The sequence below is a fragment of the Paenarthrobacter sp. 22069 genome (genome assembly GCF_052046035.1).
In the GTDB taxonomy this organism is placed as follows: Bacteria; Actinomycetota; Actinomycetes; order Actinomycetales; family Micrococcaceae; genus Arthrobacter.
Genome location: NZ_JBQEQF010000019.1, coordinates 88,445 through 100,389 on the forward strand (window position 1 = coordinate 88,445; position 11,945 = coordinate 100,389).

Annotated in this window: 10 protein-coding genes; 4 read left to right on the plus strand and 6 right to left on the minus strand. The window is 66.8% G+C overall.

All coding sequences use genetic code 11. The features are described from left to right. Positions 1-176: 176 nt before the first annotated feature. On the minus strand, positions 177-1,091 hold the full coding sequence (gene panB / locus ACTJK0_RS16010; protein WP_440745853.1) for a 3-methyl-2-oxobutanoate hydroxymethyltransferase: 915 nt from the start codon (positions 1,089-1,091) through the stop codon (positions 177-179). A gap of 279 nt (positions 1,092-1,370) precedes the next feature. Between panB and glnA (ACTJK0_RS16015) the strand changes: the two genes are divergently transcribed. From glnA (ACTJK0_RS16015) to ACTJK0_RS16025, 3 genes are read left to right on the plus strand one after another with little or no spacing between them, the layout of a single operon-like run. Continuing rightward, positions 1,371-2,711 carry a type I glutamate--ammonia ligase gene (gene glnA / locus ACTJK0_RS16015; protein WP_110544581.1) on the plus strand — a complete coding sequence of 447 codons (1,341 nt, stop codon included), beginning with the start codon at positions 1,371-1,373 and terminating at the stop codon, positions 2,709-2,711. A gap of 9 nt (positions 2,712-2,720) precedes the next feature. Then, a complete protein-coding gene (locus ACTJK0_RS16020) occupies positions 2,721-5,732 on the plus strand; it encodes a bifunctional [glutamine synthetase] adenylyltransferase/[glutamine synthetase]-adenylyl-L-tyrosine phosphorylase (protein WP_440745854.1) in 3,012 nt (1,003 codons plus the stop codon). After that, positions 5,722-6,261, plus strand: coding sequence for a GNAT family N-acetyltransferase (locus ACTJK0_RS16025; protein ID WP_440745855.1), 540 nt, complete (start codon positions 5,722-5,724; stop codon positions 6,259-6,261). Before ACTJK0_RS16020 ends, ACTJK0_RS16025 begins: the two co-directional genes overlap by 11 nt. A 283-nt stretch (positions 6,262-6,544) precedes the next feature. On the opposite strand, the gene glnA (ACTJK0_RS16030) is transcribed toward ACTJK0_RS16025, so the two are convergent. Then, positions 6,545-7,969, minus strand: coding sequence for a type I glutamate--ammonia ligase (gene glnA, locus ACTJK0_RS16030; protein ID WP_285242527.1), 1,425 nt, complete (start codon positions 7,967-7,969; stop codon positions 6,545-6,547). 284 nt (positions 7,970-8,253) lie between these two features. Here glnA (ACTJK0_RS16030) and ACTJK0_RS16035 point away from each other — a divergent pair, with 284 nt between their 5' ends. Continuing rightward, the gene (locus ACTJK0_RS16035; protein WP_440745856.1) at positions 8,254-8,691 is read left to right on the plus strand and encodes an RDD family protein; all 438 of its coding nucleotides are present in this window, start codon (positions 8,254-8,256) and stop codon (positions 8,689-8,691) included. On the opposite strand, the gene ACTJK0_RS16040 is transcribed toward ACTJK0_RS16035, so the two are convergent. The 4 genes from ACTJK0_RS16040 to lipA all read right to left on the minus strand — a co-directional run. Further along, the gene (locus ACTJK0_RS16040; RefSeq protein ID WP_440745857.1) at positions 8,688-9,623 is read right to left on the minus strand and encodes a DMT family transporter; all 936 of its coding nucleotides are present in this window, start codon (positions 9,621-9,623) and stop codon (positions 8,688-8,690) included. The genes ACTJK0_RS16035 and ACTJK0_RS16040 overlap by 4 nt on opposite strands. Positions 9,624-9,692: 69 nt before the next feature. Beyond that, a complete protein-coding gene (locus ACTJK0_RS16045) occupies positions 9,693-10,046 on the minus strand; it encodes a DUF3817 domain-containing protein (RefSeq protein WP_440745858.1) in 354 nt (117 codons plus the stop codon). 113 nt (positions 10,047-10,159) lie between these two features. Then, positions 10,160-10,912 carry a DUF4191 domain-containing protein gene (locus ACTJK0_RS16050; RefSeq protein ID WP_110544573.1) on the minus strand — a complete coding sequence of 251 codons (753 nt, stop codon included), beginning with the start codon at positions 10,910-10,912 and terminating at the stop codon, positions 10,160-10,162. Positions 10,913-10,997: 85 nt separating this feature from the next. Further along, positions 10,998-11,945: lipoyl synthase (lipA, locus tag ACTJK0_RS16055; RefSeq protein WP_440745859.1), on the minus strand; the 948-nt coding region annotated here is incomplete at its 5' end.

Consider the following 11,945-nt stretch of genomic DNA (forward strand, 5'->3'; position numbering starts at 1 on the left):
GGGGTCAGGGCGTTTTGACGGCGGGGCGTCAGGGCGGCACTCCTCCGCGGACTGCCTCGGCCGCGGACGGCCTCACCTTGACGTCCGCTTCCGGAGTACCGCCCGGACGCTGCGGGTCATCCGGGCATATCCGTCAGTCGCCGGTTCCATAGTGCCGTCCGGCCGAAGCTGAAAGTTTAGAAGGAGTGTTCCGGGCCGGGGAACGCGCCGGACCGGACGTCGTCGCCATAGGCCGTGGCGGCGTCGAGCAGGGTGTTCCGCAGGTCCGCGTACTGCTTCACGAACTTGGCCATCCGGCCGCCCCTGAGGCCCGCCATGTCCTGCCAGACGAGGACCTGCCCGGTGGTTGCCTTGCCGGCCCCGATGCCCACGGTGGGCACGTCCACTGCTGCATCGACGGCGGCGGCCGTCTCCGCGGGCACCATTTCCATCAGCACGCAGAATGCGCCGGCGTCCGCAAGGGCGCGGGCATCCTCGATGAGCCGCTGGCCGTCGTCTCCGCGGCCCTGGACCCGGTACCCGCCCAGGGCGTGTTCACTCTGCGGGGTGAAGCCAATGTGGGCCATGACCGGGATCCCCGCCTGCACCATGGCCCGGACCGTGGGCGCGTAGTACTGTCCGCCTTCGATCTTGACTGCGTGTGCCAGCCCTTCCTTCAGGAACCGCACGCCGGCGGCCACGGCCTGTTCCGCGCTGACCTCGTAGCTTCCGAACGGCAGGTCCGCCACCACCAGGGCGCGCTTCGCGGACCTGGCCACGGCCCGGCACAGGGGGAGCAGCTCATCAACGGTCACCGGCAGGCTGGTCTCATTGCCAAACACGTTGTTTGAGGCGGAATCACCCACCAGCAGCACCTCGATGCCGGCAGCATCAAATATCTCGGCTGTGTACTGCTCGTAGGCGGTAAGCATGGCGAACTTCGTGCCGTCGCGCTTGGCCTGCTGCAGGTGGTGGACGCGGACCCTGGCCGGCTTCCGTACAGCTGTGGCGGCGGCTTCGGCACTGGCGGGGGCGGTGGTGCCGGGGCCGGTGCCGTACGGTGCGGGTACTTCTGCGGACGCGCGGGAGTCGGAGCTGTTGCTGGAAGCCATGGGATGAGCGTAGTGCGGTACCCGCCGTACTAGCTACCGCGTGCATCGCAGGAGAGCGGTGATTAGCGTCATAACAGTCGTGCCCGTGGGGCCATGCTGCACCGGGTAAGGACCGGTGCCGGTGGGAGGTCCGGGCGCCGCGCCAGGTTAATGCTGTGTTACGCGGGGTGCAGGCTCAAGCATGACGGCCGAATGATTAGTACAGTGTTGATGAACTGCTGCCGGTTCTCCCCATTGCGCGGACCCGGAGCATGGACGTTGACCGGAGAAGAGGCCATCATGGACCGCCAGCAAGAGTTTGTCCTGCGCACAATCGAAGAGCGTGACGTGCGTTTCGTGCGCCTGTGGTTCACCGATGTGGTGGGTTCGCTGAAGTCCGTGGCGCTTGCTCCGGCCGAAGTCGAGGGAGCCTTCGAGGAAGGCCTGGGCTTCGACGGTTCCTCGATCGAGGGCCTGGCCCGCGTCTTTGAATCGGACATGCTGGCCCAGCCCGATCCCGCCACCTTCCAGATCCTGCCGTGGCGCGGTGAGACTGAGCAGACCTCCCGGATGTTCTGCGACATCCTGACCCCGGACGGCGAGCCCTCCGCGGCTGACCCGCGCAACGTGCTCAAGCGCACCCTGGCCAAAGCCGCGGACATGGGCTTCACCTGCTACACCCACCCGGAGATCGAGTTCTACCTGCTGAAGTCGCACGAGCCGGGCCCCAACGGCGCCCCGGTGCCGGTCGATGAGGGCGGCTACTTCGACCACGTCCCCGGCGGCGTGGCCCAGGACTTCCGCCGCACCGCGGTGACCATGCTCGAATCCGTCGGCATCTCCGTGGAATTCAGCCACCATGAGGCCGGCCCTGGCCAGAACGAGATCGACCTCCGCTACGCCGACGCGCTGCAGACGGCCGACAACATCATGACGTTCCGCACCGTCATCAAGGAGGTGGCGCTGCAGCAGGGCACGTACGCCACGTTCATGCCCAAGCCGTTCACGGACCACCCGGGCTCCGGCATGCACACGCACTTCTCGCTCTTCGAAGGTGACAGCAATGCTTTCTTCGAGGCGGGCGCCGAGTTCCAGCTGTCCAAGACCGCACGCCAGTTCATTGCCGGCATCCTCAAGCACGCGCCCGAGTTCACCGCCGTCACCAACCAGTTCGTCAACTCCTACAAGCGGCTCTGGGGCGGCGGCGAAGCACCCAGCTACCTGAGCTGGGGCCACAACAACCGTTCGGCCCTGGTCCGCGTCCCGCTGTACAAGCCGGGGAAGGGCCAGTCGGCCCGCATTGAGTACCGTGGCATCGACTCCGCAGCCAACCCCTACCTGGCCTACGCCGTCCTGCTCGGAGCCGGCCTGAAGGGCATTGAGGAAGGCTACGAGCTTCCCGCCGCAGCCGAGGACGACGTCTGGTCGCTGAGTTCGGCGGAACGCCGGGCCATGGGCCACGATCCTCTTCCGGCGAGCCTGCACGACGCCATCCGCTCCATGGAGGACTCGGAGCTTATGCCGCAGATCCTGGGGGAACAGGTCTACGAGCACTTCCTGCGCAACAAGCGCGCCGAATGGCAGGACTACCGGCTGCAGGTGACACCCTACGAGCTGCAACGCAACCTCGGCATCCTCTAGGTGCCCGGCGTGAGCCTGGCACGCCGCCTCATCGCGGCCGGATTCAACGACCTGGAGAAGGGCGAACGGTTCCTTGCCGCCCGCGAACTCGAGGGCCTGGACCAGGACACGCTCTTCGCCGGACTTCAGCTCGCGGCCAGCCCGGACACGGCACTCCAGTCCCTCGTCCGGCTGATCGAAAAACACCCCCAGCTGCGCGAGCTTGCTGCCGCCGACCTGGAGGCAAGTGAACCCATGTTCCGGGTCCTGGGCGCCTCGGAAGCGCTGGGGGAGTTCCTGATCCGGCACCCCGAGCACCTTGATGCCTTCCAGATCCGTGCCAGCCCGGAACCATTGCCTGCCGACCCCGCCCGCCTGCGGGCCACCCTCCTCCAGTCCGTCGGCGCGGACCCCCGTGCCGCCCGTCCGGTCGCCGCCACGACGGGCGTGGAGGCCTATGCGGCCCTGCGGACGGCTTACCGGCGCGGACTGGTGGACCTCGCCGTCAAGGACCTCTGTGCGGCCGATCCGCTCGATTTCCTGCCATCGGTGGGTGGCGAGCTGGCGGACCTGGCCGCGGCGGCCATCGAGGCTGCCCTCGCCGTCTCCCGGGCTGAGGCCGCCGGGCAGTACAGTGCCGCCGATGTTGCGGATGTAGGCCTGGCCGTGATTGGAATGGGCAAGTGCGGCGCCCGGGAACTGAACTACATCTCCGACGTCGACGTCATCTATGTGGTGGACCCCGGCAGCCTGGCCGACGCGGACGCCAACACCATCGGCACAGCCCTGGCCAGCGGCATTTCACGGGCCATCTCCTCGGTGGCCAGGGAACCGGGTCTATGGGAGGTGGACGCCAACCTGCGGCCCGAGGGCAAGTCCGGCCCGCTGGTCCGCACCCTCGCCTCGCACGAGACCTACTACGCCCGGTGGGCCGAGAGCTGGGAGTTCCAGGCGCTGCTCAAGGCCCGTGCCATCGCCGGTGACCCCGGGCTGGGCCGGGCCTATGAAGACGCCGTGGCGCCGCTGATCTGGAGCTCGGCCGGTCGCGACGGCTTCGTAGAGTCCGTCCAGGCCATGCGCCGGCGGGTGACTGAGCATATTCCGGCCGCAGAGGAGCAGCGGCAGATCAAGCTCGGCCGCGGCGGCCTGCGCGACGTCGAGTTCACCGTGCAGCTGCTCCAGCTGGTGCACGGCAAGGCGGATGAGTCATTACGACGGCGGGACACCACGTCGGCGATCGCCGCGCTGTCCGCGGGTGGTTACATCGGGCGTTCCGACGCAGCGGCGTTCGACAACGCCTACCGCTACCTGCGCCTGCTGGAACACCGCATCCAGCTCTTCCAGCTGCGCCGCACCCACCTGATGCCGGTGGCCGAGCCGGCGCTGCGGTCACTGGCGAAGGCAGTACTGGGCCCCTTCTCCGGTGAACGGCCAAGCCCGGATTCCCTGCTGTCCGCCTGGCATCGGACCAAGCGGTCCGTGCGTGAACTGCACGAGCGGATCTTCTACCGGCCGCTGTTGAACACCGCTGCCAAGCTCAGTAGCGAGGACGCCAGGCTGACCCCAGAGGCGGCCCAGGGGCGGCTGGCAGCCCTGGGATACCGGGATCCGCAGGGGGCCATGCGGCACATCGAGGCTCTGACCGCGGGCGTAAGCCGCCGGGCTGCACTGCAGCGGCAGCTCCTGCCCATCCTGCTGGACTGGCTTGCCGAAGGCGTGGATCCCGACTCCGGGCTCTTGGCCTTCCGCCGCGTCAGTGAAGCGCTGGGCACCACGCACTGGTACCTTGGCCTGCTCCGCGACTCCAACGCCGCAGCGGAGCGTTTGTGCCACATGCTGTCCAATTCCCGGCTGATCGCCGACCTCCTGGAAGTCTCGCCCGAGTCCGTCGCCTGGCTGGGACAGGACAAGGACCTGGTTCCTGTGGGCTTTGAGGCCCAATGGCAGGAAATCACGGCCAAAATGTCGCGGCACGCTGATCCGGAAAGTGCCATGCGCCTGATCCGGCTGATCCGGCGGCGCGAAATCCTGCGCATCGCCATCGCCGATTCGGCCGGGCTGCTGGACCAGGAGCAGGTGGGCACGGCCCTCGCGGACACGGACCGCGCCGCCGTCCTGGGAGCCCTCCGTGTGGCGGAAGGCATCGTGTCCGCCGGCGGCCCGCTGAAGACCACCGTGCTGGTGGTAGCCATGGGCCGGCAGGGCGGGCGGGAGATCGGATACGGATCCGACGCCGATGTCATGTACGTCCACCGGGCCATCCCCGGATTCACCGAAGCCGAGGCGCAGGAACAGGCTGCCCGGATTGTTTCCAAGGTATCAAGCCTGCTGACCCAGCCGTTGAAGCCCGCCATCATGGCCGAGCGGGTCCTGCAAATGGACGCCGACCTGCGGCCGGAGGGCAAGAACGGGGCCATGGTCCGCTCCCTGGACTCCTTCGCCGAGTACTACCGCCGCTGGTCCCTGATCTGGGAGGCTCAGGCCCTGCTGCGGGCCCGCCCCATGGCCGGCGATGACACGCTGGCCGCCGACTTCCTGAAGCTCATCGACCCCATCAGGTACCCGAAGTCAGTCTCTGAGCAGGACGTACGGGAGATCCGTCGCATCAAAGCCAGGGTGGAATCCGAGCGGCTGCCCCGCGGCGCCGACCCCGCACGCCATCTCAAGTTGGGCCGCGGCGGCCTCAGCGACGTCGAGTGGCTGGTACAGCTGCTGCAGCTGCAGCACGCCGGCAACCACCCGGAACTTCGCACAACGTCGACCCTGGAGGCCCTCAACGCCGCAGCGGACCTGGGGCTGCTGGACACTGCCGACGCCGGACTGCTGGCGGAGGCCTGGCAGCTTGCCAGCCGGATCAGGTCCGCCAACGTCATCTGGAGCGGCAAGGCGTCCGACCTCCTGCCCTCGTCCCGCCGGGACCTGGAGGCCGTGGCACGCTGGTGCGGTTACGAACCGGGCAACGCCACCGCCCTGGAGGAGGATTACCTGAGGGTGAGCCGCCGGGCACGGGCGGTCTTTGAACGCGTCTTCTATGGAAACTAGGCCGGCCGCATGGGTGTGGCTTATCCCGCTGCGGGACCTCGACGGGGACGGCCGCGCGATCCAGTTAGGCGCCCTCGCAGCCATGTCGCTGCTGCCCGGCCAGGAGCGTTTCGTCGGCGACCCGCTGCGGATGGCACTGGCCGGACTGGCGGAGGAATCCAGGCATCCGTTCGTGGTGGAAGCCAACGGCGACCCGGTCGGCATGCTGACCCTGCAACGGACCGCGGCACGCCTTGCCGGCTGGCCTGACGACCACTCAGCGTGGCTGCTGCGCGGGTTCCTCATCGACCGCCGGCACCAGGGCTCAGGACTGGGCACGCGGGCGGCCACCGCCGCCGTGGAGGCAGCGCGCAGACTCACGGCCCGGCACTCGACGGGTGAATCCGGCGTCGTACTTTCCGTCAACGAGGAAAATCCGGCGGCACTGGCCGCCTACCGCCGTGCCGGCTTCGTCGACGCCGGACGCTACCTGGGCGGCTCCTCCGGCCCCCAGCGCACCATGTTCCACAGCTTCGTGGGTACCCTCTGACGTAACTCGCGTGACGGGCATTGCGCTTGGCATCCAATTGCCCGAGTATGTGGGTTGGCGGTGTTCTCCAACCTTGTTGGGGGGAAGGCTGGATAGAGTCTTCGTCTCGGGGGGCATCCGTCAGGGGGTCCGGTTCCCGGTCTCAGCACGTCAGGAAGCGGGCCCCCACCCCAGCGCTTTTCGATCCACGGGCCCTCGCATCCCCGGGAACGCCAAAGGCGGCCACCGGAACATTCCGTGGCCGCCTTTGCTGGTTCAGTGGTCCTGCCAGGCAGGCCGCAGACTAGACGCCGTAGTAGAGCTCGAACTCGTAGGGGTTCGGGCGCAGGGACAGCGGGCGGATCTCGTTCTCGTACTTGTACTCGATCCAGGTGTCGATCAGGTCCTGGGTGAAGACGCCGCCGGCCTGCAGGAACTCGTTGTCCTCGCGCAGGGCCTCCAGGGCTTCCTCAAGCGTGCCCGGAGCCTTCGGGATGTCCTTGGCTTCCTCTGCCGGGAGCTCGTAGAGGTCCTTGTCGATCGGGGCGGGAGGCTCGATGCGGTTGCGGATGCCGTCGATGCCGGCCATCAGCTGGGCAGCGAAGGCCAGGTACGGGTTGGATGAGGGGTCCGGAGCGCGGAACTCGATGCGCTTGGCCTTCGGGTTGGAACCCGTGATCGGGATGCGGATGCCGGCGGAGCGGTTGCCCTGCGAGTACACCATGTTGACCGGAGCCTCGAAGCCCTTGACCAGGCGGCGGTAGGAGTTCACCGTCGGGTTGGTGAAGGCCAAAACAGCGGAGGAGTGCTTCAGCAGGCCGCCGATGTACCAGCGGGCGGTGTCGGACAGGCCGGCGTAGCCCTTCTCGTCGTAGAACAGCGGCTCTCCACCGTTCCACAGCGACTGGTGGCAGTGCATGCCGGAGCCGTTGTCACCGAAGACGGGCTTGGGCATGAAGGTGACCGACTTGCCCCAGGCGTCAGCGGTGTTCTTGATGACGTACTTGAACTTCTGCAGGTCATCGGCAGCGTGGGTCAGGGTGGTGAACTTGTAGTTGATCTCGGCCTGGCCGGCGGATCCAACTTCGTGGTGGCTGCGCTCGACCTCAAGGCCGGCTTCGTCCAGGGCCACGCACATGGCGTCCCGCAGGTCGGCCTGCTTGTCGGTGGGGGAGACCGGGAAGTAACCGCCCTTGACGGGGGTCTTGTAGCCCAGGTTGCCGCCCTCTTCCTCGCGGCCGGTGTTCCAGTGCGCTTCCTCGGAGTCGATCTTGTAGAAGCTGCCCTGCGGGGAGGACTGGTACTGGACGTTGTCGAACACGAAGAATTCGGCTTCGGGAGCGAAGAACGCGGTGTCGGCAATGCCGGTGGAGGCCAGGTAGGCTTCCGCCTTCTCAGCAACGCCGCGGGGGTCGCGGTGGTACGGGTCGCCCGTACGGGGGTTGACGATCGAGAAGTTCAGCGCGAGCGTCTTCTCCATGCGGAAGGTGTCCAGGAACGCGGTGGTGACGTCCGGGATCAGCTGCATGTCGGACTCGGCGATGCCCTGGAAGCCACGGATGGAGGAACCGTCGAAGAGCTGGCCGTTGACGAAGAAGTCTGCGTCAACACTCTTGGCGGGGACGTTGAAGTGCTGCTGGACGCCCGGAAGATCGGTGAAGCGGATATCGACGAACTTTACATCTTCGTCCTTGATGAACTTGAGGACTTCGTCCGCAGTCTTGAACATCTATGCTCCTAACGCATATGTAAATATCTGGCGTGCAAGCCATGTGATCCAGCGCAATCCAAAAGCAGGGAGAACCCATGGTCTCCCTGCTGCGGTACCTGCCGGGGGATTGCTTGAAACTGCTAACAGACTATGGATGCGGCATTTCCCGTCCGTGTCCGCATTGTTTCGGGCAGGTTACAGAATGCCCTGCTATGACCACGCTATCCTCCGTCCATAGTGTGGTCGAGTCCTATCCACACTGTGGGCGCGTCGCGCGTCCCGCGGGTCGGTAAGCTTGGACGGTGGTAGATCGCAAAGACATTGGCTCCTGGCTCAGCGGGCCGGACACCTCCGGCATCTCGAAGTATCCGGGGGAGCGCCTGGGCCTGCCGGAGTCCGGTCCCGGCTCCATCGCCCGGGCGGGGCGCAGGATCGCAGCCATCATGATCGACTGGGGAATCGCCCTGCTGATCAGCAACTTTGCCTTTGGCGGCGACTCCTGGGCAACCCTTGCCGTCTTCGCCATCGAACAGATCCTCCTGGTGGGAACCCTCGGCTACAGCATCGGCCACCGGATCATGGGCATTGCCGTGGTGAAACCGGGAGGCGGCACACCCGGACCGTTCGCGGCCCTGGTGAGGACGGTGCTGCTCTGCCTGGTGATACCCGCCGTGATCTTCGACCCCGACCAGCGCGGCCTCCATGACAAAGCCATGAACACGCTCCTTCTCCGCCGCTAACGCTTCAGTCCGGAGGGCGCACGCGCCTTCCGCCGGTGCCCCGGAAAGGCTAGCGCGTTCGTGGCCACAACACCGCCGATCACGATTGCGCCGCCCACCAGCTGCGCCGTCGTCGGAACCTGCCCGGCGATGACCGTCAGGACCGCTGTGAAGACGGTGATGAGGTTGAGGAACACCCCGGCGCCGCCCGCGGGCAGGACCGCCAGGGCGCGGTTCCACAACAGGTAGGACAGCACCGACGGGAAGATGGCGATGAACAGCAGGGATGCCAGCGCGCCATTTGTCGCAGGAAGTGCCAGGCCGCCCGTTGCCAGGCGCACGGGGGCCAGCACGGCGACCGCTACTGCAGCCTGGATGGCGGTTGCCGTCACCGGCGGAATCTTCGGTGCCAGCCGGCCGGTTACCGTGTAGGCAGTCCACGCAATGATGGCGCCCGTCATCAGCAGTTCCCCGGTACCGAAGCCGGCGGTGAGCAGCCTGCCCAGATCCCCACCGCTGATGACAACCAGGACCCCGGCCAGGGCGGCGGCGATACCCGCCACCATGAGGGGAGTCAGCCGTTCGCGCAGGAAGACCGCGGCAGCCAGCGAGATAAGCGCCGGATTGAACGCGTTGATCAGCGACGCGTTGAAGGGCCCTGTGTGTTCCAGGGCGAAGTACAGCATGAGGTTGTAACCCAGGAGTCCGCAGACGCTCAGCGCAAGCAGCCATGGCCAGGCGGCCAGGACAGAGCGCCAGCGTGGCCGCTCCACGAGCTGGGCAATCACCAACAGGGGGACCAGGGCAATGGCCCACCTCAGGACCACGAGGCTGAGCGGATCGATGCTCCGGACGGCTCCCGCCCCCACGACATAGTTCCCGGCCCAGAACAGCGTTGCCCCCAGAAGCGAGAGCAGTGCCACCAGCCGCCTGCCGCCCGGGCGGCCTTTCACCGGCTCCGGCGCCTTCGCGGACCCCTGTGTTCCAGGTCCGGCGCCGCGTGATTCCACCGGGCCCGTCCGCTACGCCGGGCTGGATTCCAGGGCGGCGGCCGGATGGTCCGCAGATGCGGGGCTGAGGTAGCCGCGGCGGCCTGCCCACCGCTCGAACAGGACAGTGGCGAAGGGGAAGACGGCGGAGGCACCGGCCAGCACTGCCACGAGGAACGGCCAACGCTGGACGCGCCACAGCGTGAGCGCGGCAATGCCGTAGCCGATGAACAGCACACCGTGGATGGGTCCCGCTACCTGGACCCCGAGCTCGCTGGTGCCCGCGATCCACTTGAAGTACATGCCGGCCAGGAGCGCAGCCCAGCTGCATGCCTCGGCGACGGCAAGGGTGCGGAAGACGCGGAGGGATGTTGTCCTCAAGGGCATGGTCAGGTCCTGTCACAGGTGAAGCGCGGTCCGTTGCGGCTCCGCGGGCATGGTCAGGGGCAAGAAAAAACGCCCTGGCAGCCGGCTGTGCCGGCACCAGGGCGTTCTACCAGCTAGCGTCCGCGGTTGGGACGGGCCTTGTAGGGATCGATGCCCTTGGGGATGGGCAGCCGGGTGCCCATGGAGGCAATGCGCTTTGAAACGGTGCTGACCTCGAGCTTGGTCAGTTCGTTCTTCATCTTGCCCATCTGCTTGGCCACCTGGCTCAGCGGCACCTGGCCTTCGCCGCGGCCGGTCTGGATAGTGTGCACGGGAACGTTGGGCAGGATGCGCGCCAGGCGCTTCCGTTCAGCATCGAGCAGCGGCTTGACGCGGTGGGACGGGCCTTCACTGACAAGGACGACGCCGGGACGTCCAACGGCACGGAACACGGCATCCTGAGTCCGCGGGTTGACGGCGACCGGTTGTTCCTCGGTGATCCAACCACGGCGCAGGGTTCCCAGGGCGGCACCGGAGGCGCCGGGCTGGTTTTCGATCTGCGAGAATGCCGCGCGTTCGGCACGGCGGGAAAGAATGAACGTGGCAGCCAGCAGGCCCAACGGAATGCCGATGATCAAGCCGGTAATCCAGTTGTCCAGCCAGAAACCCACCAGGAAGCTGACGGCCACAATCCCCAGGAACACCAGCAGCATGAGCCACGGCACCATGGGGTCGTGGCGGCGGGTCATCGTGAAGACCTCGCCGATCTGCTTGAGCCGGCTGGGCTTCTTGGCCTTGGCTTCCTTGGGCTTGCGCTGGAACATGCCGCGCTTCACCGCACTTGAGCCCGAGGGGGTGGAGTTGCTGGAGTCAGGGGATTTCGCCATAGTGCCTCAATTCTACGTGACTTAAACCCCAGGGCCGGACGCCGGATTTGTTCCGGTGTCCGGCCCTGGGCAGGCGTAATTGGGGTCAGGAATGGGCTGCCAGGAGGGTGGCGGCTTCCTGGCGGGTGGTGCCGGAGTCCTGGATGCCGTCGGCGATGTGGGCGAGTTCGGCGGGGATGTCGCGGCCTTTTTTGCGCATGGCGGTGGCCCAGAGGCGGCCGGCCCGGTAGGAGGAGCGGACCAGGGGGCCGGACATGACGCCGAGGAAGCCGATCTCTTCGGCTTCGTGCTGGAGGTCCACGAATTCCTGGGGTTTGACCCAGCGGTCCACGGGCAGGTGCCGTTCGGAGGGGCGCAGGTACTGGGTGATGGTGATCAGGTCGCAGCCGGCGTCGTGCAGGTCGCGGAGGGCTTCGCTGATTTCCTCGCGGGTTTCGCCCATGCCCAGGATGAGGTTGGATTTGGTGACCATGCCCAGGTTCCGGCCTTGGGTGATGACGTCCAGGGAGCGGTCGTAGCGGAACGCGGGGCGGATGCGCTTGAAGATCCGGGGCACGGTTTCGACGTTGTGGGCGAAGACTTCGGGTTTGGAGTCGCAGATCGCGGCGATGTGGTCGGGTTTGCCGGAGAAGTCCGGGATGAGCAGTTCCACGCCGGTGCCGGGGTTCAGTTCGTGGATCTTGCGGACGGTTTCGGCGTAGAGCCAGACGCCTTCGTCTTCGAGGTCGTCGCGGGCCACGCCGGTGACGGTGGCGTAGCGCAGCTGCATGGATTGGACGGAGCGGGCCACCTTGGTGGGTTCGAACCGGTCCAGGGGTGAGGGTTTGCCGGTGTCGATCTGGCAGAAGTCGCAGCGGCGGGTGCATTCGGAGCCGCCGATCAGGAAGGTGGCTTCCTTGTCTTCCCAGCATTCGAAGATGTTCGGGCAGCCGGCCTCTTCGCAGACGGTGTGCAGGCCTTCTTTTTTCACCAGGTTCTTCAGGCCCACGAACTCCGGGCCCATCTGGACCTTGGCCTTGATCCATTCCGGTTT